This window comes from Bacillus sp. FSL R10-2780 (genome assembly GCF_038006125.1).
GTDB classification, from domain to species: domain Bacteria; phylum Bacillota; class Bacilli; order Bacillales; family Bacillaceae_G; genus Bacillus_A; species Bacillus_A cereus_U.
Genome location: NZ_JBBOUQ010000001.1, coordinates 2,167,534 through 2,191,859, shown reverse-complemented (window position 1 = coordinate 2,191,859; position 24,326 = coordinate 2,167,534). Strand labels below are relative to the sequence as shown.

Here is a 24,326-nt window from a genome sequence, read left to right as displayed (position 1 = left end):
CGATCTTATTTTTGCTTTTTTGAAAAGTTTGCTTTTGGTTCAGTTTTATTTATAATTCGTCCGATATTTGCACGGTGTTTATAAATAACCATACCTGCTAATAAACACATCGCAATAATGAAGATTTTATCCCCGCTAACAATGGATGCAATAACAGCAATGACAGCTGTTACCATAGAAGAAAGTGATACGTATCTTGTTGTAAATAAAAGGCTGAAAAAGACAACAGCTAATATTGCAAAAACAACTGGTGAATAGCATAATAATACCCCAGCAGAAGTTGCAACTGCTTTCCCCCCGCGGAATTTTGCGAAGATCGGATAGACATGTCCAAGAACAGCGGCTAATCCAAACCATAGTGGGTGAATATCTGACCCGAAAATAATCGGTAGACTTGTTGCTAATGTACCTTTTAAAATGTCAGCAATTGTTACGATAAAACCTGCTTTTTTCCCTAATGTACGGAATGTATTAGTTCCGCCTAGATTACCGCTTCCATGCTCACGAATGTCGATTCCATAACCGATTTTTCCAACGACTAATGCAAATGGAATCGAACCGAGCAAGTAGGCAACGATAAATAAAAGATATGTAATAATCATGAGTTCAGTCTCCTTTATACAAATGTGTTGATAAAGGGTAAAAAGAGTTTTTCCCATATATTGTACCATACATTTGTAAAGAGCACATTTCTTTTTTACAAATGAAAAAGTCATTAATTTTTAAAAAAACTTTCACAGGAATGTTACATTTTTCACAGGAACAGAAGAACTATATGTTGTATGATTTTAATCAAAAGACAACAACATGTTGGTGGAGGGTTATGAATGTTGAAACAAAATGTACGTGGAGAAGAATTAATGAAAGTATTTGAGACAATTATTCACGGTAATGAACAAGATTTAATGCAGGAAAATGCAAATGTAGATGGCCGATCTCCAATGGGAGTAATGGGAACGTTCGCATCTGAGAGCGCAAAGTATTATGCAGTAGAAAAATTATTATCAGATCAAGTGAAAAAAGCGATAGATCAAAATATATTATATCCACATGATTTAGATTTTTATGCAACAGGAACGACGACTTGTTCGCAAATTCCGTTAGCGCAAATGCTTGCTAACGGTTTTCATACTGGACATGGACATATGAGACAACCGCAAGACATTAAAAGTGCATTGGCGCTTTCTTCAATTATTTTTCAGGCGAATCAAAATATGCAGCACGGTGGTCAATCGTTTGCACTCTTTGATATTGATTTAGCTCCATATGTGAGAAAAACAGTAGAGAGACATAAAAAACGACTACAGTCATATCCGCTTACGAAAGAACAAATAGAGGAATTTGCATGGAAAGAAACAGAAAATGATACGTATCAGGCGTGTGAGGCTTTCGTTCATAATTCAAATAGTATGCATAGTAGGGGTGGGGGACAAGTACCGTTTATTTCTATTAACTACGGAACAGACACATCGAAAGAGGGACGGCTTTTAATTAAGCAACTTTTAAAAGCGACGCAAGCTGGACTTGGTAAAGGGGAAACACCGATTTTTCCTATTCAAATTTTCAAAATGAAAAAAGGCGTGAACTTTGAAGAGTGTGATCCGAACTATGATTTATTTGAATTAGCGTTAGAAACGACAGTTGAGCGATTATTCCCTAACTTTTCGTTTTTAGATGCTCCGTTTAATGCTGTGCATTATGATGGTCGACCTGAAAGTGAAGTATGTTATATGGGGTGTCGTACTCGTGTTATGTCTAATATACATGGGGAAGAAACAGCAATTGGGAGAGGGAATTTATCGTTTACTTCTATTAATTTAGTGAAATTAGCGCTAATTAGTGGTTCAAAAGAAGCGTTTTTTGAAGCGCTAAGTTATTACTTAGATTTAGGTGTTAAGCAATTGTTAGAGAGATTTGCTTATCAATGTACAAAGAGAGCGAGAGATTTTCAGTTCTTATATTCACAAGGTGTATGGCGTGGTGGAGAAACGTTGCAACCTGAAGATGCTGTGGCACCGATTTTAAAACAAGGGACGTTAAGTCTTGGTTTTATCGGTCTTGCAGAATGTTTAGTAGCGTTAACTGGAAAGCACCATGGAGAAAATGAAGAATCATGGAAGCTTGGATATGAAATTATTTCCTTTATGAGGAAGAGAATGGATAAAGTGACGGAAGAACATCAACTCAATTTCTCTGTAATTGCAACGCCAGCAGAAGGGTTATCAGGAAAGTTTGTGAAGAAAGATAGAGAAGAATTTGGTGTAATTAGCGGTGTGACAAATCATAATTATTATACAAATTCGTTCCATGTACCGGTGTATTACAATATTCAAGCTATAGATAAAATTCGATTAGAAGGACCGTTTCACGCTCTTTGTAATGGCGGACATATTACGTACATTGAACTAGATGGTGCAGCTGTGCATAATCAAAAGGCGTTAAAGCAAATTGTACAAGCGATGGCGCAGTACGGAGTAGGATACGGCTCAATTAACCATCCTGTCGATCGTTGTAAGTGTTGTAGTTATCATGGCATTATCGGGAATGAATGTCCGAGCTGCGGAAATGAAGATGAGAATGAAATAGAAAGAATTCGCCGGATAACAGGATATCTTGTAGGAGATATGTCAAAGTGGAATAGCGCGAAACGTAGTGAAGAGATGGATCGGGTGAAGCATAAATGAAAGTTATGAATATCATTCATGATAGTGTAGTAGATGGAGAAGGGTTGCGGACAGTCGTGTTTTTTGCGGGCTGTCCGCATCGTTGTATCGGTTGCCATAATCCGAAATCATGGAATGTTTGCAATGGAACTGAAATGACGGTAGAAGAAATTGTGAAAGAGATTGAAAAAAATTCATTAACCGATGTAACATTTTCAGGTGGAGATCCATTTTTTCAAGCTGCTGAAGTGAAAAAAGTAGCAAAAGTAGTGAAGGATCTGAAAAAAAATCTATGGATTTATACAGGTTACACGTTAGAAGAGATACAGAGTGCTCAAAATAATGATATGATAGAATTGTTACATTATGGGGATGTTTTGGTCGATGGAAGATTTGAACTTGATAAAAAAGATTTAACACTTCCATTTCGCGGAAGCTCCAATCAACGTATTATTCGATTGAATGAGTAAAAAGGCGGGATAGGTTATATGAATAAAACAGTATTACTTGTTGAAGATGAAAGAAGATTACGTGAAATTGTTAGTGATTATTTTCGTAATGAAGGCTTTGAAGTAATCGAAGCGGAAGATGGAAAAAAAGCGCTAGAATTATTTGCTGAACATACAATTGATTTAATTATGTTAGATATTATGTTACCAGAAATAGATGGTTGGTCTGTTTGTAGACGAATTAGAAAAGAGTCAGCGGTACCAATTATTATGCTGACAGCACGTTCTGATGAGGATGATACATTACTAGGCTTTGAACTAGGTGCAGATGAGTATGTAACAAAACCTTTTAGTCCAAAAGTGTTAGTAGCTCGTGCAAAGACGTTATTGAAACGTGCGGATGGAGCGATAGGAGTATCAGAAGAAAATACTATGTCATTAGCTGGAATAGAAGTGAATCGACTATCTAGAACAGTTTTAGTAGATGGAGAAGAAATTATATTGACACATAAGGAGTTTGAGCTTCTCGTTTATTTAATGGAGAACAAAGGAATTGTGTTGTCACGCCAACATTTATTAGATCAGTTATGGGGATATGATTACTACGGTGATGACCGAACGGTTGATACACATATTAAAAAACTGCGAAATAAGCTAGGAGATAAGGCGAAGCATATCGGCACTGTTATTCGAGTAGGTTACAAATTTGAAGAATAACCTTTAAGTTACTATGCATCCCGGCTTTGGGATATAGCAAATTTACACTCTCCTTTGTAGGTGAAATGTACAAAAAATACTTTTCTTGTCTACAATGATAGATAGGAGTATTTTTTTAATTGGATTTCACGATGAGTTCACAAGAAGGACACAAACTGTGACTATACTGAAAGTACGAATTCACCAGAGAGGGGAAATAAAACATGGGATATTACGACGGACCGAATTTAAATGAAGAGCATAGTGAAACGAGAGAAATGAAAAAATCAGGTAGTAAAAAAGGATATTTTTTCACAGGTTTAGTTGGAGCTGTAGTCGGGGCGGTTTCGATTAGTTTTGCAGCACCTTACATGCCGTGGATGCAAAATAATGCAGCAATTTCGTCATTCAATTCTAATCAACAAGTAGAAGGTACTGTAGCTCCTGTTGTTAATAAAGTGAAGGGCGAAACTGATTTGCCAGGCATGATTGAAGGCGCAAAGGATGTTGTAGTTGGTGTAATTAATATGCAGAAGACTATTGATCCGTTTGCGATGCAACCGGCAGAACAAGAGCAAACAGCTGGTACAGGATCAGGTGTTATTTATAAAAAATCAGGAAATAAAGCATATATTGTAACAAATAACCACGTAGTAGACGGTGCAAATAAACTTGCTGTTAAACTGAGCGACGGAAAGCAAGTTGATGCAAAATTAGTTGGTAAGGACCCTTGGTTAGACTTAGCAGTTGTAGAGATTGATGGATCTACTGTTAATAAAGTTGCAACGTTAGGTGATTCCAGTAAACTTCGTGCTGGTGAAAAAGCAATTGCAATTGGTAACCCACTTGGATTTGACGGCAGTGTAACGGAAGGTATTATCAGTAGTAAAGAACGTGAAATTCCAGTAGATATTGATGGAGACAAACGTCCAGACTGGCAAGCACAAGTTATTCAAACAGATGCAGCGATTAACCCTGGTAATAGTGGCGGTGCATTATTTAACCAAAACGGTGAATTAATTGGAATTAACTCAAGTAAAATTGCACAGCAAGAAGTTGAGGGGATTGGTTTTGCAATTCCAGTTAATGTTGCAAAACCAGTTATTGAATCGCTTGAAAAAGACGGAGTAGTGAAACGACCAGCTCTTGGTGTAGGTGTTGTTTCATTAGAAGATGTGCAAGCTTATGCAGTAAATCAATTAAAAGTACCAAAAGAAGTAACAAATGGTGTTGTGTTAGCTAAAATTTATCCTGTGTCACCGGCAGAAAAAGCTGGCTTAGAGCAATATGATCTTGTAGTAGCATTAGATGATCAAAAAGTAGAAAATTCACTTCAGTTCCGTAAATACTTATATGAAAAGAAAAAAGTAGGCGAGAAAGTGGAAGTTACATTCTATCGCAACGGTCAAAAAATGACGAAAACAGCTACATTAGCAGATAATTCAGCTACAAAGAATCAATAAATATAAACTTTAATCAGTGGAGAGTTCTCTTCCTTCTGCTTATTAGCGTACATCAATCGGAATAAAAGAAAGTCTCTTTCATGTTGAAAGAGACTTTCTTTATCGGATATAATAAAGGTATAGGAGGGATTAATTATGACAATTGAAAACCCAACTCGTACGGAAATTGGTGAAGTATTGAAGAAAAGTAAAACGATTGCAGTTGTTGGATTATCAGATAAGCCAGAACGCACATCATATATGGTTTCAAAAGCAATGCAAGATGCTGGGTATCGCATTATTCCAGTAAATCCAACAGTAGATGAAGTACTCGGAGAAAAGGCGGTTTCTTCACTGACGGATATTAAAGAACATGTGGATATCGTAAATGTATTTCGTCGCTCAGAATTTTTAAAGGATGTTGCGAAAGAGTTTGTAGAGATTGATGCAGATGTTTTCTGGGCACAACTAGGAGTACAAGATGAAGATACATATAAACTTTTACAAGAAAAAGGCTATACAGTAATAATGGATCGTTGTATTAAAGTAGAGCATGTAATGACAAAATAGTATAGACTTTAAAGATAGAAAGATTGATTCAGCCCTCGCTTTTTACATAAGTAGGGCGGATGAACGAGGTGTTCATCATGAGATTTTTTAAAGGCTGTTTTTGGGGATTGTTACTTGTTATCCCGTTTTGGATATTGATCATTTGGATCATGATAAAGGTCTGGAATGTATAATGTTGGAATACATATCCATTTCTCGTTGACAAACGATTATTTTTCTGAAATAGTAGCCTAGAGGAATCCTTGTGAAAAAAACAAGGATTTTTCTATTGAAAATAGTATATAAAAGAGATAAGATAACTTGCCAAAACTATAGTCGAGGCGTTATTCTATAATAGAAACATATGTTCTTATTTGATTAGGAAAGGGGCAAGGAGTTTGGTTAAGCATCAGTTCCAATATAATGAAGATGCAATTCAAGTGTTAGAAGGACTTGAAGCCGTTCGAAAACGCCCGGGTATGTATATCGGGAGTACGGATAGCCGTGGATTGCATCATTTAGTATATGAAATAGTAGATAACTCCGTTGATGAAGCATTAGCGGGATTTGGCGACGAAATTTCTGTCGTAATACATAAAGATAATAGTATTAGCGTAATTGATAAAGGGCGAGGAATGCCTACGGGAATGCATAAGCTTGGAAAACCGACACCTGAAGTTATTTTAACTGTACTTCATGCTGGTGGTAAGTTTGGCCAAGGAGGCTATAAAACGAGTGGTGGTTTACACGGTGTTGGGGCATCAGTTGTAAACGCCTTGTCAGAATGGCTAGTAGTAACGATTAAGCGTGATGGTAGCATTTATGAACAACGCTTTGAAAATGGTGGTACTCCTGCAACGACGTTAGAGAAAATCGGGAAAACGAAAGAGTCTGGTACAACGATGCACTTCAAACCAGATACAACTATTTTCAGCACAACAAATTATAATTATGAAACATTATGTGAGAGATTACGTGAATCTGCATTCTTATTAAAAGGAATGAAAATCTCGATAAAAGATGAACGTAATGATTTAGAAGATGTGTTTCATTATGAAACAGGAATTGAGGCTTTCGTTTCATACTTAAACGAAGAGAAAGATTCGATTCATCCAGTTGTATATTTCTCGGGTGAGCAAAATGGAATTGAAGCAGAGTTAGCGTTTCAGTTTAATGATGGTTACTCAGAAAACATTCTTTCGTTTGTAAATAATGTACGTACAAAAGACGGTGGTACACACGAAGCTGGATTTAAAACAGCAATGACACGTGTGTTCAATGAGTATGCTCGTAAAGTTTCTTTATTAAAAGAAAAAGACAAAAATTTAGAGGGTACAGATATTCGTGAAGGATTAGCTTCGATTGTTTCTGTACGTGTACCAGAAGACGTACTCCAGTTTGAAGGGCAAACGAAAGGGAAACTAGGTACAAGTGAAGCTCGTTCTTCAATTGATGCAATTGTATCTGAGCATTTAGCTTACTTTTTAGAAGAAAACCCAGATGTAGCTACACTTCTTGTGAGAAAGGCGATTAAAGCAGCGCAAGCACGTGAGGCTGCTCGTAAAGCGAGAGAAGAAGCACGTACTGGTAAGAAGAAGAAAAAATCAGAAGGTACTTTAAGCGGGAAGTTAACACCTGCGCAATCACGTAATCCTCAGAAAAACGAATTGTATTTAGTAGAGGGTGACTCGGCTGGTGGTTCAGCAAAGCAAGGGCGAGATCGCCGTTTCCAAGCGGTGCTACCATTACGTGGTAAAGTAATTAACACGGAAAAAGCAAAGCTTGCTGATATTTTTAAGAATGAAGAGATCAATACGATTATTTACGCAATTGGCGGCGGCGTAGGGAATGAGTTCGCTGTTGAAGATATTAACTACGATAAAGTTGTTATTATGACCGATGCAGATACGGATGGAGCACATATTCAAGTGTTACTACTGACGTTCTTCTACCGTTACATGAAACCACTTATTGAAGCTGGTAAAGTATTTATCGCGCTTCCACCTTTATATAAAGTAAGTAAAGGAAAAGGGAAAAGTGAAGTAATTGAATATGCATGGTCTGATGAAGAATTAGGTGGTGTAACGAAAAAGGTCGGTAAAGGCTATATGTTGCAGCGCTATAAAGGACTTGGCGAAATGAATGCCGATCAATTATGGGAAACAACGATGAACCCTGAAACACGTACGTTAATTCGTGTGAAAATTGACGATGCATCAAGAGCTGAGCGCCGAGTTACGACATTGATGGGGGATAAAGTAGAACCTCGCCGTAAATGGATTGAGCGTAATGTACAATTTGGTATGCAAGAAGAAGGAAATATTTTAGAAAATGAAATGATTATGGAGACGGAGGTGGAATAACATGCAGGCAGAGAAGTTTCATGACCTCCCGCTTGAAGACGTGTTAGGTGACCGCTTTGCACGTTATAGTAAATATATTATTCAAGACCGCGCGCTTCCAGATGCGCGTGACGGTTTAAAACCGGTACAAAGACGTATTTTATATTCTATGTATGTAGAAGGAAACGTACATGATAAAGCGTTTCGTAAATCAGCTAAAACAGTAGGTAATGTTATCGGTAATTATCATCCACATGGTGATTCCTCTGTATATGAGGCGATGGTCCGTTTAAGTCAAACTTGGAAAGTACGTAATGTTTTAGTTGAAATGCACGGAAATAACGGTAGTGTTGATGGGGATCCAGCAGCGGCAATGCGTTATACGGAAGCACGTTTATCACCAATCGCATCTGAGTTATTACGTGATCTTGATAAAGAAACAGTAGAATTCGTGTCAAACTTTGATGATACGAGTGAAGAACCTGTTGTATTACCGGCAATGTTCCCGAACTTATTAGTGAACGGATCTACAGGGATTTCCGCTGGTTATGCAACAGAAATTCCACCGCATCATCTTGGAGAAGTAATTGATGCTACAATGATGCGTATCGATCAACCGAATAGTTCTGTGGAGGACTTGTTAACAGTTATTAAAGGACCAGATTTCCCTACAGGTGGTATTATACAAGGGATAGATGGCATTAAAAAAGCGTATGAAACAGGTAAAGGTAAAATTATTATTCGCGGAAAAGCAGAGGTTGAAACGATTCGTGGCGGGAAGCAACAAATCGTTATTACAGAAATTCCGTATGAAGTAAATAAAGCGAATCTTGTTAAGAAAATGGATGAATTACGTATAGATAAAAAGCTAGATGGAATTGCTGAAGTACGTGATGAGACAGATCGTACAGGTCTTCGTATCGTTGTAGAATTAAAAAAAGAAGCGAATGCTGAAGGTATTTTAAATTATTTATATAAAAATACAGATTTGCAAATTCCATACAACTTTAATATGGTAGCGATAAATAATCGTCGTCCGACACTTATGACATTACCTAAGATTTTGGATGCATATATTGGGCATCAGAAAGAAGTTGTTACGAGACGTTCACAATATGAATTACGAAAAGCAGAAAATCGTCAACATATTGTAGAAGGTTTAAAGAAAGCATTATCAATTTTAGATGAAGTGATTGAAACGATCCGTGGGTCTAAAGATAAGCGTAATGCGAAAGATAATTTAAGTGCGAAATTTGGATTTACAGAGGCGCAGTCAGAAGCAATTGTTTCACTGCAATTATATCGTTTAACGAATACAGATATTACAGCACTAGAGCAAGAAGCAGCGGAACTTAGTAAGAAAATTATAGAGTTACAGACGATTCTACAAAGTGAAAAAAGACTTTTTCAAGTTATTAAAACAGATTTGAAGAGAGTAAAGAAAACATATAGTGATAATCGCCGTGCGATAATTGAAGAGGAAATTGAAGAAATTAAAATTGATGTGGAAGTTATGATTCCGCAAGAAGATGTCATCGTTACTGTAACGAAAGAAGGCTATGTGAAACGAACAGGTTGGCGTTCGCATAATGCATCGAACGGGAAATACTTCGGTATGAAAGAGGGTGACATCTTACTTGAGCGTTTCGATACAAACACGACAGAAACCGTTCTTTTATTTACGAACAAAGGAAATTATATTTATCTTCCTGTGTATGAAATGCCAGAAATTCGTTGGAAAGATTTGGGTCAACACGTTGCGAATCTTGTTTCACTCGAGCGAGATGAATCGTTAATTTGGGCAACAGTCGTACCGAATTTTGAAGAAGAAAAACGATTTATCGTATTTGTTACACGAAACGGTATGATTAAGAAAACAGAATTAAACCAATATAAAGTGCAGCGTTATTCACGGGCGTTCGTTGCTGTAAACTTGAAAAAAGATGATGAAGTTGTTGATATATTTGCGACAGATGGGACAAGTGATATTGTTCTTGCAACACATGGTGCATATGCACTTGTATTCAATGAAGAAGAAGTAAGTCCAGTTGGTGTAAGAGCAGCTGGTGTGAAAGCAATTAACTTAAAAGAGGATGACTACGTTGCTTCTGGTAAACCGTTAAATGGTGAAAAAGATCAACTTATTCTCGTTACGCAGCGCGGTGCTGTGAAACGTATAAAGGCATCGGAAATTGAGAAATCAACGAGGGCGAAGCGAGGCCTTGTAATTTTTAAAGAGTTAAAACGTAATCCGTACCGCATTGTCGGTATTGAAATTGTTCGAGATGACGAATTAGTTTACATGAAGACAGAGAAACACATTGTAGAAGAAATTGATCCGAAAGCGTTTCGAAATAAAGACCGGTATAGTAACGGTAGTTTAGTACTAGATGTTAATGATACTGGTGAAGTAATTGAAACGTGGACGAAGAAAAGAACGGAATAAAGGGAGCATCTTGCTATGAATGATAGCAAGATGCTTTTTTCTAAGCAAATCATTATGTATATAAAAATAATCTTGTTATAATAATGAAATGAAATCGTTATCACAAATGGAGGGGCAGCATGAAAAAAATAGGTGTAGGGATTGTAGGATTTGGATTTTCTAGTACAACATTTCACATCCCGTTATTACAAACGATAGAAGAGTATGATATTCGTGCTATTTTATCATCAAAAGAAGAAGTAGTGAAACAAACATTACCAAATGCTGAAGTTGTTGGTACAATTGATGAATTAGTAAACCGAGCTGATATTGACTTAGTCGTCATTACTTCACCGAATACAACTCATTTTCCATATGTAAAAGAAGCGATTGTACACGGTAAGCATGTTGTTGTGGAAAAACCATTCGTTGTTTCAATTGAAGAGGGAGAAGAACTTATTTCATTAGCGAAGCAACATAATGTCGTTTTAAGTGTGTATCACAACCGTCGTCTTGATAATGATTTCTTAACGATAAAGAAATTATTACAAGAAAATAGAATAGGGAATGTATACGCATATGAAGCGCATTTCGATCGTTTCCGCCCACATGTACGTGATCGCTGGAGAGAAAAGAATTTACCAGGTTCAGGAATTTTATATGATTTAGGATCGCATTTAATGGATCAAGCATTATCATTATTCGGGAAACCAGATGCGATAAATGCAGATGTAATAAAACAACGACCAGGTGCAGAAATTGATGATTATTTTCATGTTGTACTTCACTACGGAGTAAAGCGTGTCATTTTACATAGTAGTAGTTTTGTGAAACAAGCTGGACCACATTTTACACTGCATGGAGATAAAGGTTCTATCGTGAAGTATGGTATGGATTCACAGGAAGAACAATTAAAGACTGGAATGAAGCCAGGGGATAATGGTTATGGAGCAGACCCTGAAGAGAATTTTGCTATTTTAGAAACAGAAGAAGAGTTAGTACGTATTCCAACAGAAGTCGGCTGTTATGACATGTATTATAAAGGTGTAAGAGATAGTATTGTAAATGGTGAGAAACCACCTGTAACAGCAGAAGAAGGCTTGGAAGTTATTAGACTTATTCAATTGGCAATTGAAAGTAGTGAAACTGGTAGAGTCATTTCGGTAAAATAAAAAAGACACGATTCAGTGTCTTTTTTATTTTTGCGGAACAGAAAGTCCGTAAAAGAACATCGTAACTATATCTTGTATATGTTTTTCTCGATCTCCTTCAAGAAGCTGTGCCCCGAAATCATCACCTAATTTAGTGAACATTTGAATGTACAGTAACATCATTTCTTTTGAAAGATGAGGATTAATTTCATTTTTGCGCTGTGCTTGTTCTAATATTTCTAAATACCAAGGCAGGATTTTTTCGTGTTGATAACTATAAATAAATTCTCGGAGCTCTTCGTCTTTTTGCATCATTTGTAGTAGCATATCAGGTTGAAATAACCCGCCCGTATTCATTTTTCTTACAATCATTTTTTGCATCATATCATGAAACGGTAATTTTTCTTCCGCAAGCTCTTTATAATATTGAAATTCAGATATTATAAATTCTTGTATAAGCTCCCTAAATAACGCATCTTTACTTCCAAAATGATTATAAATTGTAACTTGAGAAACGTTTGCTTTTTTTGCAATATGTTCTATTTTTACTTCATTAAATCCACGTTCTGAAAATAATACGAAGGCTGCCTCTTTAATGGCACGCTTTTTCTTTTCTTTCACTTTTTCAAAGCCGTTCAATATAATCACCTCATGTAAAATATACAAGAAAAAATAATTGAAAACAATATTTTTGAAATATGGACATATAAATATTTCAAAAAGTTGTTGCGAATATGAAAGATGAGGAGTACAATAATTTTGAAATATCACACATTAAATATTTCAAAAAATGAGGTGGACTTATGATTTCAGTTCAAAATGTCACAAAACAGTTTTCAAATGGGAAAGGCTTGTTTGATATTACATTTGAAGTGAAAGAAGGGGAAGTTTTTGGCTACTTAGGACCAAATGGAGCTGGAAAATCAACAACGATTCGTAATTTAATGGGATTTATAAAACCAGCAGCTGGTAAAGCAACGATTTTTGGATTAGATTGTTGGGAAGATGCTGCGAAAATTCAAAGAGAAGTTGGCTATTTACCAGGAGAAATTTCTTTTATTGAAGGAATGAATGGATTAGAGTTTTTAAATTTAATGCAAGGAATGCGTGGGTTAAAAGATATAAAAAGACGAGATGAATTGATAGAACGTTTGCAATTCGATGTGAAAACACCAATTCGAAAAATGTCTAAAGGAATGAAACAAAAAGTAGGGATAGTTGCGGCATTTATGCATGATCCAGAAGTGCTAATTTTAGATGAACCGACATCAGGACTCGATCCACTGATGCAACAAGTATTTATAGATTTAATATTAGAGGAAAAGCAAAGAGGGAAAACAATCCTTATGTCATCACATATTTTCACTGAAATTGAGAGAACTTGTGACAGAGTAGCTATTATTAAAGATGGACGTCTTGTAACCGTAGAAGATATTCATGATTTACAAGGAATGCGAAGACAAGTAATAGATGTAACAGTATCATCTCAAGAAGAAATCGAGTCTCTTAAACAATGTGATTTGCAATTTGAAGGGGTGAAAGGTAGAGAGGCGTCAATTATTGTGCAAGGAAACTACCAAACAGTTTTACAAATACTTTCAAACTATAATGTAACGGCACTTCAAACGAGAGCGACGGATTTAGAACATTTATTTATGCATTATTACGAGAAGAAAGAAGGGATAAAGCATGAATAAACAACTATTTTTAGCTAGTTTGAAAGAAACTCAAAAAAGTATATTGAGCTATGCTACTGGTGCAGCTCTTTATTTATGGTTATTAATTTGGATATTCCCATCGATGGTTTCAGCGAAAGGTTTAAATGAATTAATAAGTGCCATGCCTGATAGTGTAAAAAAAATCGTTGGAATGGAAAGCCCAATTCAAAATGTAATGGATTTTTTAGCTGGTGAATATTATAGCCTATTGTTTATTATCATTTTAACAATTTTTTGCGTCACGGTTGCAACGCATTTAATTGCTCGTCATGTAGATAAAGGGGCGATGGCATATTTATTAGCAACACCTGTATCCAGGGTGCAAATTGCAATTACACAAGCTACTGTTCTCATATTGGGATTACTAATTATTGTAATTGTTACTTACGTAGCGGGCTTATTAGGCGCAGAATGGTTTTTAAAAGATAATAATTTAAATAAAGAATTATTTTTGAAAATAAACATAGTCGGAGGGCTTATATTTTTAGTAGTTAGTGCCTATTCATTTTTCTTTTCCTGTATATGTAATGATGAAAGGAAGGCACTTAGCTATTCAGCAAGTTTAACAATCCTATTTTTCGTATTAGATATGGTAGGGAAATTAAGTGATAAGTTAGAATGGATGAGAAATATATCCTTGTTTACATTGTTTCGTCCGAAAGAAATTGCTGAAGGAACATATAATATATGGCCGGTAAGTATAGGCTTAACTGCTGGAGCGCTTTGTATTTTCATAGTAGCAATTGTAGTATTTAGGAAGAGGGATTTACCGTTGTAAATTAGAAAGTCCACTGAGAAAGTGGGCTTTTTTCGTTTTTGTAGGAAAGAAATTTTTAAAATATACATTATTTATTAACGACAATCCACAGTCCATTTATTAGAAAACATAATTAACACTATTAAATTAGTGTATATGTAACGGTAAAAAAATGATGTTAAAAAACTATACAGAATTTTTATGAATATTACTGTAAAAAAATAATTTTTTAAAAATTTTCAATAATAACACTTTACAAATTTTTAAAAATTAGTAGAATAAGAGGTAGTAAGAATCGTCTGATAAATATATAAAGAAAAACAGAATTATCAGAAAATTCTTAAATAGATATCGTTTAGAATTAGGGAGGGTACAGAAAATGAAAAAGAAAAAAATGAAAAAACTAACAGCAGTTGTAGTACCGGTTTTAGCAATGAGCATGGCATTAACAGCATGTTCTACATCAGGCGGAGATAAGAAGACAAGTACAAACTCAAGTGGAGATAGCAAGTCAGAGGGAAAATTAGCGGCAAAACAAGTGTTAAATCGAACAGAAACAAATGAAATTCCAACGATGGATACTTCGAAAAATACGGATACACTTGGTTCGCAAATTTTAGGAAATACAATGGAAGGTTTATATCGCCTAGATAAAGATAATAAGCCAACTCCAGCTGCCGCGGAATCTAGTACGAAAAGTGAAGATGGTAAAAAATATACATTTAAACTACGTAAAGATGCAAAATGGTCAAATGGTGATCCAGTAACTGCGAAAGATTTCGTATATGCATGGCAACGTCTATTAGATCCGAAAACAACTGCTGAGTATGCGTTTATCGCATTCCCACTAAAAAATGCAGAAGCGGTTAATAAAGGAGAAAAACCTGTAACTGAATTAGGAGCGAAAGCGGTAGATGATTATACGCTTGAAGTTGAATTAGAGCAAGCGGTACCGTATTTCTTAAACTTAGTAGCATTTCCATCGTATTATCCACTAAATGAAAAATTCGTAAAAGAAAAAGGGGATAAATACGGTTTAGAATCTGATACAGTAGTTTATAATGGACCGTTCGTTCTTACTGACTGGAAACATGAGCAAGGTTGGAAGTTGAAGAAAAATGATCAATATTGGGATAAAAAGACTGTAAAATTAGATGAAATTAACTATAGCGTTGTAAAAGAGCAAGCAACTCGTGTGAATTTATATGATAGCGGTCAAGTTGACTTTGCTTTATTAAATGGTGAGTTTGTCGATAAATATAGAAATAAGAAAGATGAGTTTGGAACATATTCACAAGTGAGTACGTATTTCATCCGTCTGAATCAAAAACGTGGTGGACAAGATACACCGTTAAAGAGCAAAAAATTACGTGAAGCAATTGCGTTATCAATTGATAAAAAGAATTTAGCAACTGTTATTTTAAATGATGGCTCACAACCTGCTGATTTCTTAGTACCAAAAGGTTTAGCAACTGGACCGGACGGTAAAGATTTCCAAGATACATTTAAAAATGGTCTGAAACAAGACTCCAAAAAGGCAGCTGCAGCATGGGAAGAAGCGAAAAAAGAGCTTGGCAAAGATCAAGTTACGATTGAATTTTTAAACTATGATACTGGTAATGCGAAAAAAGTTGGAGAATATATAAAAGATCAAATTGAGAAAAATTTAAAAGGTGTAACAGTAAATATTAAACTTCAGCCATTCAAGCAAAAACTAAAATTAGAAACTGAGCAAGATTATGATATTTCGTTTGCTGGCTGGGGACCTGACTATGCAGATCCAATGACATTCTTAGATATGTTTGATTCTAAGCATTCTCATAACCAAATGAGCTTCTCTGATCCGAAATATGATGAAATGATCAAAAAAGCGGGCGGTGAATTAACGAATGATGCGAAAAAACGTTGGGAAGAACTAGGAAAAGCAGAGAAATTATTACTTGAAGAGGATGTAGCGCTTGTACCTATATACCAACGTGGAGATGCTTACGTTTTACAACCAAATATAAAAGGCATTGTTCACCATAATATTAGTCCAGAGTATAGCTTTAAATGGGCTTATGTAACCGAGAAAGACGGGAAATAATAGAATTTAAAAAAGCATTCCAAAAGTGGCTAATCTACTTTTGGAATGCTTTTTTTAGTGTAATTAAATAGAGAAGAATAAGGCGTATAGTACGGACATATAGTAGATGGGGGATAAATCATACTAAATTACGAAGATTAAAATCAGAATATTTAAAATAAAACTATTTACAAATGCGAAAAAAAGAGTAGAATAATATTAGTTATAATTTTCAGAAAACTAATCGTTAGCAAGGGGTCTCTCAAGGGTTGGTATTGTACATATAATTGGGGAGGATACAAAAATGAAGAGAAAAAAGATGAAAAAGTTAACAGCAGTTGTAGTACCAGTTTTAGCGATGAGCGTTGCATTGACAGCGTGCTCTGGGTCAGGTGGGGAGAAGAAAACGACTACTACATCTAATAGTGGGGAAGAAAAAAAATCTGATATTAAATATGCAGCGAAGCAAGTATTAAATCGTACGGAAAACCAAGAAATTCCGACGATGGATACTTCTAAATCTACTGATACGTTAGGGGCACAAATTTTAGGGAACACAATGGAAGGTTTATATCGTCTTGATAAAGATAATAAGCCTATTCCGGCTGCTGCAGAATCAAGTACGAAAAGCGAAGATGGTAAAAAATATACGTTCAAACTGCGTAAAGATGCGAAATGGTCAAATGGAGATCCTGTAACAGCGAAAGATTTCGTATACGGATGGCAGCGCTTACTTGATAAAAATACAGCGGCAGAATATGCGTTTATTGCTTATTATATAAAAAATGCCGAGGCAATTAATAAAGGTGAAAAACCTGCAACGGAATTAGGTGCAAAAGCGGTAGATGATTATACACTTGAAGTAGAATTAGAAAAACCGGTACCGTACTTCTTAAATTTATTAGCATTCCCGTCATACTATCCTTTAAATGAAAAGTTCGTAAAAGAAAAAGGAGAGAAATTCGGTTTAGAAGCAGATACAACGGTGTATAACGGGCCATTTGTAATGGCATCGTGGAAACATGAACAAGGTTGGCAGCTGAAGAAAAATGATAAGTATTGGGATAATAAGACTGTGAAATTAGAAGAAATTAATTATAGTGTAGTAAAAGAAGTTGCTACGAAAGTAAATTTATATGATACAGGATCAATTGATTTCACACTACTATCAGGAGAGTTTGTAGATAAATATAAATCGAATAAAGATGAGTACGGTGAGTATGCAGAATCAAGTACATTCTTCTTACGTTTAAATCAAAAGCGTAACGGACAAGATACACCATTAAAGAGCAAAAAACTGCGTGAAGCAATTGCGTTATCAGTTGATAAAAAGGGCTTAGCAAACGTTATTTTAAATAATGGATCAAAAGCAACAGATCAATTGGTTCCAAAAGGGCTTGCGACAGGACCTGACGGTAAAGATTACCAAGATACGTTTAAAAATGGTCTGAAACAAGATACGAAAAAAGCAGCAGCTGCATGGGAAGAAGCGAAAAAGGAACTTGGAAAAGATCAAGTTACAATTGAATTACTAAGCTATGATGATGGAACTGCGAAAAAGATTGCTGATTATGTTAAAGATCAAATTGAGAAAAATTTAAAAGGTGTAACGATTAATACGAAAATTCAGCCGTTCAAACAAAAATTAAAATTAGAGTCAGCGCAAGATTATGAAATCTCTTATGCAGGCTGGAGCCCAGATTATGCGGATCCAATGACATTTATTGATATGTTTGACTCGAAGAGCCCGTATAACCAAATGAGTTATTCGAATCCAAAATACGATGAAATGGTGCAAAAAGCAGGTAATGAATTATTATCTGATCCGAAGAAGCGCTGGGAAACGTTAGGAAAAGCAGAAAAATTATTCCTTGAAGAAGATGCAGGATTAGTTCCTTTATATCAAACAGGAAGATCATATGTAATGAAACCGAATGTAAAAGGAATTGTGAAACACAACATCAGTCCAGAATATAGCTTTAAGTGGGCGTATGTAACTGAGGATGGCGGAAAGAAATAACATGAAAGCATTTCAAAAGTGGCTAATATGCTTTTGAAATGCTTTTTTTGTATGGATAGGAGAATAAGGATCATGGAATTTTTGAGAAATGTTGAGGTTGCTTTTAATATTCTACTGTAGGATGGTAGAAGGAATTCAATAATTGGATAGATGAATGATAGTTAGAGATTTCATTTTTATAAGAAAAATATAGAACTTAGCAATAGAGAAGAATAAGAGGAGATATGTTTACATATAGTAGACGGGGGATAATTCATATAGTAGTTAAAACCACAAGTTACTATAATAAAAGAATAAATATTTAGAAAATTTACAAAAATACTTTACAAAACTCAAAAAGATAGTAGAATATTAATTAATAAGAATTTTCTGATAACGAAAGTTAATAGAGAATCTCTAAATGTTAATATCGTACATATAATTGGGGAGGGTACAAAAAAATGAAGAGAAAAAAGATGACAAAATTAACAGCGGTTGTAGCACCAGTTCTAGTAATGAGTATGGCATTAACAGCTTGCTCGGGATCAGGGGAAAAAGAAAAGACGAACACAACGCCGAAAAGTAGTGAAAAAGAAGGCGGGAAATTAGCAGCAAAGCAAGTACTTAATTTAACAGAGAGTCAAGAGATTCCATCTATGGATTCTTCTAAAGCGACAGACCAAGTATCGTTTCTTGCTTTAAACAACGTAATGGAAGGTTTATATCGACTTGATAAAGATAATAAAGCAGCACCAGGGGTTGCTGAATCATATAAAAAGAGTGATGATGGTAAAAAATATACATTCACATTAAATAAAAATGCGAAGTGGTCAAATGGAGAACCTGTAACAGCGAAAGATTTCGTGTTTGCTTGGAAACGTGCGGTGGATAAAAATACAGCAGCGGAATATGCATACATTATGTTTGATATCAAGAACGCAAAAGCAATTAATGACGGAAAAGCAGAGCTTGATACGTTAGGAGTAAAAGCTGTAGATGATTACACATTAGAAGTAGAGTTAGAAAATCCAGTTCCTTACTTTGTAGAATTAACTTCATTCGGAACATTCTATCCGTTAAATGAAAAATTCGTAAAAGAAAAAGGTGAAAAATACGGTTTAGAGTCGGATACAACGTTGTATAACGGACCGTTTACATTAACAGACTGGAAACATGAAGAAGGTTGGAAATTAAAGAAAAATGCACAATACTGGGATAATAAAACAGTTAAGTTAGAAGAAATCAACTTTAACGTAGTAAAAGATAGCGGTACACGTGTAAACTTATATGAAAGTGGACAAATCGATCGTACGGGACTTACATCTGAAATGGTTGATAAATATAAATCAAATCCAGACTTCTTTACACAAAAAACACCGTCAACGTACTTCTTACGATTAAACCAAAAACGTGGTAATCAAGATACAGTATTAAAGAGCAAAGATTTACGTTTAGCGATTGCAATGGCCTATGATAAAAAAGGCTTAACGAATGTAATTTTAAATGACGGATCTACACCTGCAGATTACTTAGTACCAAAAGAATTTGCGAAGAGTCCAGATGGAAAAGACTTCCGTAAAGATAACGGAGATATTTTAAAAACAGATGTGAAGAAAGCAAAAGAGCATTGGGAAAAAGCGAAAAAAGAACTTGGAAAAGAGCAAGTAACGATTGAGCTATTAAACTACGATAGCGATAACGCGAAAAAAGTAGGGGAGTTCTTAAAAGGAGAGCTTGAGAAGAACTTACCGGGCTTAACAGTGAATTTGAAAAACCAACCGTTTAAACAAAAATTAAAATTAGAATCAGATCTAGATTATGATTTATCTTACGCTGGTTGGGGACCTGACTACTTAGATCCAATGACATTCATTGATATGTTCGTTACAAATGGACCTCATAACCAAACTGGATATTCAAATCCGAAATATGATGAAATTGTAGAAAAAGGTAAAGGCGAGCTATTAACGAAAACGAAAGATCGCTGGGATAGCTTACTGAAAGCTGAAAAAATGTTACTTGAAGATGCTGCAATTGCACCGTTATACCAACGTGGTGATGCTCTAGTTCAAAGAGCGAAAGTAAAAGGTATTATTCACCACCCAGTTGGTGGAGATTACAGCTACAAATGGGCATATATTGGTGAAGATAAGTAAGAGAGAGGGCGCGCGATGCGCCCTTTTTTTTATGCACTTTTCTTCCTTCCTGGAATATATAAAATAAAAAAGGGAGAATCGTATGGAACGAAATACTTACATCGATTTCTTAGCTTACTACGGAATAGGGAGTGCTCATCCTGGTGGCTTTACGCTAACAAAACAATTATTAGCGCAATTGCCACTTAGACATGGAACAAATGTCCTTGAGATAGGTTGTGGCACGGGGAAAACAGCGGCGTATATGACAAAAGAATTGGGTTATAAAGTGACAGCGGTTGAAAAGAATGAAATTATGATTCAAAAAGCGAAAGATAGATGGTTGTTTGATGGTTTGAATATACAATTGATTCAAGGAGATGTAGAAGGATTACCGTGTTTAAATGATTCATTTGAGCTTGTACTTGGAGAATCTATACTCGCTTTTACAAATAAAGAAAAGGTTATTTCGGAATGTTATCGTGTATTACAGAAGGATGGAAAGCTTGTTGTCATTGAAATGATTACCGAAAAACATATTGAGAAGAAAGAGGAGGAAAAGATTGGACAGTTATACGGTATGAAAGAAGTATTAACTGAGAATGAGTGGATTCATTTATTTAAAGCAGCAAATTTTAAAAGAATTACAATTGCGGGTGGCGGAACTATTGCAGAAACAGTTGCAGGACATATGGAAGAGCCAGAGTGGAATGTATCACCGTTTATTCCAGAAGAATTGTATGAAGCGTGGGTGCAACACGAACAAGTACTGCTTATGTATCAACATATTTTAGGACATCGCATTTTTATATGTGAAAAATAGAGAAAAAGAGTTGGCTAAAGATAGTCAACTCTTTACTATGTTAGATGAAAAATAATGCAGCCAAAGTAATTCCAAAAATAAAGCCAAATCCGAGTTCAAGGCCCCAGCCACCGCCGCAACTATTGCACCCACGACCACCGCACCCACAGCCACTAAATCCACCACTGAATCCACCACCGCATCCAAATCCACAGTTATCACATCTGCTAATACCACCGCAAATATCACATCCGCCGTTTGAATATGCGTTATAGTATCCGAACCCTGTATCAAAGGATGAGCGCTGCTGCATTGGTTCAATCCAAACGGAATCATTTGTTACATCGATTATTTTGCCTAAGTGAATGCGACCATCCCGATCTTCAATTCGAACAACTTTACCGAAATAACGTTGGCATGTATCATAACATCTTTTTCTATGCATGTTCTTTCCTCCTTCCGTATTACCGTAATACGATATGTAAGCAGGACAAGTGCGGCTTGTACGAATGACCTATCTCTCATAATTGTTATACGAAAGGGGAAATATGGATGGACACAAGGAAGTGCAATATTTCTTATGAAAAAGGGTAATGACACTTAAAAACTATTTGTGTTAATTATAGTAACTGTATTATTTAGTGTGTGAAGATAATAAATTCGTTTAAAGTGATCATGTACAAAAAATAATATGAAAAATCCCGATTGGTTAGATCTAATAATCAGCTGGAGATGAAGAAAATTCTTTGGCGATGGAAAATTCACTTTATTCTATAGAATTTCTTTTCTTAATCCACTGATTCGAGGGAGGGAAGGATACATTTCCTAGGATGACAGCATCTTTTGCACCTGTAGCATTTGGAACGTTACTTGCGTTACCATGGTAGGTTTCATTTGCCAGAAGAGCGAATGCTACAGCTTCTTTAGCCTCCGAAGAGTATCCTAACTCTTCTTGGGTATAAACTTGAATTGATTCCCCAAGTAGTGATTGAATCATGTTGAGTAAAGTTTTATTATAGCTGCCACCACCTCCAACAATGACTTCGTCGATTTTAACTTGTGGAAAGATGAATTTACAATAGTTCTCTACAATGGATTTTGCTGTGAACATTGTTATAGTCGCTACTATATCGTGGCTGGAAAGCGAATTAAACTTATTTAATAGTATGTCAACATACTGCTTACCAAACAATTCTCTACCTGTTGTTTTGGGTGGAGGGCTCATAATATAAGGATGGTTTATACAGTATGATAAGAGCTGTTCATTTATTTTTCCTTGTTTCGCTAAATTACCACCTGCATCGTATTCTACGCTAAACAATTGGCGACATACCTCATCGATAATCATATTCCCAGGACCTGTATCAAAGGCATACAGATCATTTAGTGAAGCTTGCTTAGGCAAAACAGTTACATTCCCAATACCTCCTATGTTTTGTAACAATCTGCCCTTTGTTTCACTTCGATAAAGAATATATTCGGTATAAGGTACCAGAGGAGCGCCTTGTCCACCTGCTGCCATGTCCATAGTACGAAAGTTAGATATTACGGTTGTATTGGTTTCATAAGCAATTATCGAAGGTTCACCAATCTGGAGCGTTGAGGGTACCCAGTTTTGTTCTTGTAAAGGCTGATGGTAAATAGTTTGTCCATGGGATCCTATAAGGTCCAACTGTTCTAAAGGTAGTTTAGCTTTCTTGCAAACTTCCTTTGTAGCATCTGCAAATAATTTTCCGAGCTTAAAATTTAAACTACAAATTAGTTGCACGTTAGATGTATCTACAGACAAAGACTGTATAATTTCTCCTTCAACATCTTTTGGGAAAGGATATGTTAGAAACTCAATCATGTCTATTTCCGTCCTTACGCCGCTATTATTCACACGTACAAGCGCAGCATCAATACCATCTAATGATGTTCCAGACATTAACCCAACAATGTACATTATCATTACACCTACTTTACATAGATTTTTAAGTTCCTTGTTAATTTACTTTTACTCAATAGCATGAATTTCTTTCTGATCCGTATAGTTTATACTTTTGTAAGCGTTAACAATTATGTATTATACTCGCTAATATTCTAGTTGTATATACAGTTTTGAAATTTCATTTTAATTTTACGGAAAATAATTGAAATTTATTTTTAGGGGTGTTATAGTCGTATCAAAGAAAGCGATTAGATTACGAATGGTAGAGGGATGGTGTATATGATAGAACATTTAACAACGGAATGTCGCAATGAAAAGACTATGTTTTTAGATGAAATGAAAACGCTTAATTTACTGGAGGTGATGAATGAAGAAGACATAAAAGTTGCTTACTGTGTTCAAAAGGAACTTCCTCAAATTGCAAAGGCTGTAGAGATGATTGTTGCAGCAATGAAACAAGGAGGTAGATTAATCTATATAGGTGCTGGAACAAGTGGACGGATTGGATTGTTGGATGCTGTAGAATGTCCACCAACGTTTAACACTGATTCTAGTAAAGTAATAGGCCTAATCGCAGGTGGAGAAGGTGCATTTATTAAGGCGGTTGAAGGGGCAGAAGATAGTTTTACATTAAGCCTTAAAGATCTAAAGGAAATTCAATTAACTAGTAAGGATGTTGTAGTAGGTATTGCTGCAAGTGGGCGTACTCCTTATGTTATTGCAGGTTTAAATTATGCAAATCAACTTGGGGCAGGTACAGTTTCAATAAGTTGTAATAAAGAGTCAGAGATTGGAAAAATTGCCACAGTTGCTATTGAAGTTGTAAACGGACCAGAGGTACTGACGGGGTCTACTCGCTTAAAAGCCGGAACGGCTCAAAAATTAGTATGTAACATGCTCTCGACAGCTTCTATGGTTGGAATTGGAAAAGTTTATGGGAACTTAATGGTAGATTTACAGTTAACAAATGAAAAGCTAGTTGAACGTGCAAAACGTATTATTATGGATGCCACTGAATGCAGTTACAAAGTGGCAGAAGAATACTTAGTAAAGGCAAATAATCAGCCTAAAATTGCTATTGTCATGATTTTGACAAATGTTTCTTATGAAGAAGCGGTAGAACGCTTAAAAGCAGCAGAAGGATTTATAAGAAAAGCGATTTAAAGTTTATTAAATAAAAAAGAAGTAGTAGGGGGAATAAAG

19 protein-coding genes are annotated in these 24,326 nt (G+C 35.6%); 15 read left to right on the top strand and 4 right to left on the bottom strand.

The genetic code is table 11. From position 1 onward, the window contains the following. Positions 1 to 5: 5 nt before the first annotated feature. Positions 6 to 602: a glycerol-3-phosphate 1-O-acyltransferase PlsY gene (gene plsY, locus NSQ47_RS11380; protein WP_002160929.1), complete on the bottom strand. Its 597-nt coding sequence runs from the start codon at positions 600 to 602 to the stop codon at positions 6 to 8. A 225-nt stretch (positions 603 to 827) separates the two neighbouring features. On the opposite strand from plsY, the gene NSQ47_RS11375 reads away from it, so the two are divergent. The 8 genes from NSQ47_RS11375 (at position 828) to NSQ47_RS11340 (ending at position 11,738) form a co-directional block, all read left to right on the top strand. Next, the gene (locus NSQ47_RS11375) at positions 828 to 2,684 is read left to right on the top strand and encodes an anaerobic ribonucleoside triphosphate reductase (RefSeq protein WP_002160930.1); all 1,857 of its coding nucleotides are present in this window, start codon (positions 828 to 830) and stop codon (positions 2,682 to 2,684) included. After that, complete coding sequence (nrdG, locus tag NSQ47_RS11370; RefSeq protein WP_002160931.1) at positions 2,681 to 3,133, top strand: anaerobic ribonucleoside-triphosphate reductase activating protein; 453 nt, start codon at positions 2,681 to 2,683, stop codon at positions 3,131 to 3,133. The genes NSQ47_RS11375 and nrdG overlap by 4 nt, the downstream gene beginning before the upstream one ends. Positions 3,134 to 3,151: 18 nt before the next feature. Then, on the top strand, positions 3,152 to 3,829 hold the full coding sequence (locus NSQ47_RS11365) for a response regulator transcription factor (RefSeq protein WP_002111124.1): 678 nt from the start codon (positions 3,152 to 3,154) through the stop codon (positions 3,827 to 3,829). A gap of 203 nt (positions 3,830 to 4,032) precedes the next feature. Further along, positions 4,033 to 5,271: a S1C family serine protease gene (locus NSQ47_RS11360; RefSeq protein WP_002160932.1), complete on the top strand. Its 1,239-nt coding sequence runs from the start codon at positions 4,033 to 4,035 to the stop codon at positions 5,269 to 5,271. Between the two features lie 135 nt (positions 5,272 to 5,406). Continuing rightward, positions 5,407 to 5,820, top strand: coding sequence for a CoA-binding protein (locus NSQ47_RS11355; RefSeq protein WP_002137699.1), 414 nt, complete (start codon positions 5,407 to 5,409; stop codon positions 5,818 to 5,820). A 377-nt stretch (positions 5,821 to 6,197) separates the two neighbouring features. After that, a complete protein-coding gene (gene parE, locus NSQ47_RS11350; RefSeq protein WP_002160934.1) occupies positions 6,198 to 8,162 on the top strand; it encodes a DNA topoisomerase IV subunit B in 1,965 nt (654 codons plus the stop codon). A 1-nt stretch (position 8,163) separates the two neighbouring features. Continuing rightward, the gene (parC, locus tag NSQ47_RS11345) at positions 8,164 to 10,587 is read left to right on the top strand and encodes a DNA topoisomerase IV subunit A (RefSeq protein ID WP_002160935.1); all 2,424 of its coding nucleotides are present in this window, start codon (positions 8,164 to 8,166) and stop codon (positions 10,585 to 10,587) included. A gap of 119 nt (positions 10,588 to 10,706) precedes the next feature. Next, the gene (locus tag NSQ47_RS11340; RefSeq protein WP_002160936.1) at positions 10,707 to 11,738 is read left to right on the top strand and encodes an oxidoreductase; all 1,032 of its coding nucleotides are present in this window, start codon (positions 10,707 to 10,709) and stop codon (positions 11,736 to 11,738) included. 24 nt (positions 11,739 to 11,762) lie between these two features. Here the strand turns inward: NSQ47_RS11340 and NSQ47_RS11335 are convergent, their stop codons facing one another. Next, entirely contained in the window at positions 11,763 to 12,356 is a 594-nt protein-coding gene (locus NSQ47_RS11335) for a TetR/AcrR family transcriptional regulator (protein ID WP_002160937.1), read from the bottom strand. 164 nt (positions 12,357 to 12,520) lie between these two features. On the opposite strand from NSQ47_RS11335, the gene NSQ47_RS11330 reads away from it, so the two are divergent. The 6 genes from NSQ47_RS11330 to NSQ47_RS11305 all read left to right on the top strand — a co-directional run bounded on the left by NSQ47_RS11330 (position 12,521) and on the right by NSQ47_RS11305 (position 21,214). Further along, positions 12,521 to 13,414, top strand: coding sequence for an ABC transporter ATP-binding protein (locus NSQ47_RS11330; RefSeq protein ID WP_078180407.1), 894 nt, complete (start codon positions 12,521 to 12,523; stop codon positions 13,412 to 13,414). Next, complete coding sequence (locus tag NSQ47_RS11325) at positions 13,407 to 14,213, top strand: ABC transporter permease subunit (protein WP_341036942.1); 807 nt, start codon at positions 13,407 to 13,409, stop codon at positions 14,211 to 14,213. Before NSQ47_RS11330 ends, NSQ47_RS11325 begins: the two co-directional genes overlap by 8 nt. 358 nt (positions 14,214 to 14,571) lie before the next feature. After that, positions 14,572 to 16,278, top strand: coding sequence for a peptide ABC transporter substrate-binding protein (locus NSQ47_RS11320; protein WP_002160944.1), 1,707 nt, complete (start codon positions 14,572 to 14,574; stop codon positions 16,276 to 16,278). A 283-nt stretch (positions 16,279 to 16,561) separates the two neighbouring features. Next, the gene (locus NSQ47_RS11315) at positions 16,562 to 18,277 is read left to right on the top strand and encodes a peptide ABC transporter substrate-binding protein (protein WP_341036940.1); all 1,716 of its coding nucleotides are present in this window, start codon (positions 16,562 to 16,564) and stop codon (positions 18,275 to 18,277) included. Positions 18,278 to 18,717: 440 nt separating this feature from the next. Continuing rightward, positions 18,718 to 20,412, top strand: coding sequence for a peptide ABC transporter substrate-binding protein (locus tag NSQ47_RS11310; protein WP_341036938.1), 1,695 nt, complete (start codon positions 18,718 to 18,720; stop codon positions 20,410 to 20,412). A gap of 82 nt (positions 20,413 to 20,494) precedes the next feature. After that, positions 20,495 to 21,214: a class I SAM-dependent methyltransferase gene (locus tag NSQ47_RS11305; protein WP_002160947.1), complete on the top strand. Its 720-nt coding sequence runs from the start codon at positions 20,495 to 20,497 to the stop codon at positions 21,212 to 21,214. 40 nt (positions 21,215 to 21,254) lie between these two features. On the opposite strand, the gene NSQ47_RS11300 is transcribed toward NSQ47_RS11305, so the two are convergent. Then, on the bottom strand, positions 21,255 to 21,638 hold the full coding sequence (locus NSQ47_RS11300) for a hypothetical protein (RefSeq protein WP_002111108.1): 384 nt from the start codon (positions 21,636 to 21,638) through the stop codon (positions 21,255 to 21,257). Between the two features lie 321 nt (positions 21,639 to 21,959). Further along, the gene (gene anmK, locus NSQ47_RS11295) at positions 21,960 to 23,138 is read right to left on the bottom strand and encodes an anhydro-N-acetylmuramic acid kinase AnmK (RefSeq protein ID WP_341036934.1); all 1,179 of its coding nucleotides are present in this window, start codon (positions 23,136 to 23,138) and stop codon (positions 21,960 to 21,962) included. A gap of 264 nt (positions 23,139 to 23,402) precedes the next feature. Between anmK and murQ the strand changes: the two genes are divergently transcribed. Next, positions 23,403 to 24,287, top strand: a complete 885-nt coding sequence (gene murQ / locus NSQ47_RS11290) for an N-acetylmuramic acid 6-phosphate etherase (RefSeq protein ID WP_002199706.1) — start codon at positions 23,403 to 23,405, stop codon at positions 24,285 to 24,287. Positions 24,288 to 24,326: the final 39 nt, after the last annotated feature.

Coding starts and splice junctions, on each gene's coding strand:
- NSQ47_RS11310 (WP_341036938.1), top strand. CDS start 18,718: ATGAAGAGAAAAAAGATGACAAAATTAACAGCGGTTGTAGCACCAGTT.
- NSQ47_RS11375 (WP_002160930.1), top strand. CDS start 828: ATGTTGAAACAAAATGTACGTGGAGAAGAATTAATGAAAGTATTTGAG.
- parC (WP_002160935.1), top strand. CDS start 8,164: ATGCAGGCAGAGAAGTTTCATGACCTCCCGCTTGAAGACGTGTTAGGT.
- NSQ47_RS11340 (WP_002160936.1), top strand. CDS start 10,707: ATGAAAAAAATAGGTGTAGGGATTGTAGGATTTGGATTTTCTAGTACA.
- NSQ47_RS11305 (WP_002160947.1), top strand. CDS start 20,495: ATGGAACGAAATACTTACATCGATTTCTTAGCTTACTACGGAATAGGG.
- NSQ47_RS11300 (WP_002111108.1), bottom strand. CDS start 21,638: ATGCATAGAAAAAGATGTTATGATACATGCCAACGTTATTTCGGTAAA.
- murQ (WP_002199706.1), top strand. CDS start 23,403: ATGATAGAACATTTAACAACGGAATGTCGCAATGAAAAGACTATGTTT.
- anmK (WP_341036934.1), bottom strand. CDS start 23,138: ATGTACATTGTTGGGTTAATGTCTGGAACATCATTAGATGGTATTGAT.
- NSQ47_RS11365 (WP_002111124.1), top strand. CDS start 3,152: ATGAATAAAACAGTATTACTTGTTGAAGATGAAAGAAGATTACGTGAA.
- NSQ47_RS11325 (WP_341036942.1), top strand. CDS start 13,407: ATGAATAAACAACTATTTTTAGCTAGTTTGAAAGAAACTCAAAAAAGT.
- plsY (WP_002160929.1), bottom strand. CDS start 602: ATGATTATTACATATCTTTTATTTATCGTTGCCTACTTGCTCGGTTCG.
- NSQ47_RS11330 (WP_078180407.1), top strand. CDS start 12,521: ATGATTTCAGTTCAAAATGTCACAAAACAGTTTTCAAATGGGAAAGGC.
- NSQ47_RS11320 (WP_002160944.1), top strand. CDS start 14,572: ATGAAAAAGAAAAAAATGAAAAAACTAACAGCAGTTGTAGTACCGGTT.
- NSQ47_RS11360 (WP_002160932.1), top strand. CDS start 4,033: ATGGGATATTACGACGGACCGAATTTAAATGAAGAGCATAGTGAAACG.
- NSQ47_RS11355 (WP_002137699.1), top strand. CDS start 5,407: ATGACAATTGAAAACCCAACTCGTACGGAAATTGGTGAAGTATTGAAG.
- NSQ47_RS11315 (WP_341036940.1), top strand. CDS start 16,562: ATGAAGAGAAAAAAGATGAAAAAGTTAACAGCAGTTGTAGTACCAGTT.
- nrdG (WP_002160931.1), top strand. CDS start 2,681: ATGAAAGTTATGAATATCATTCATGATAGTGTAGTAGATGGAGAAGGG.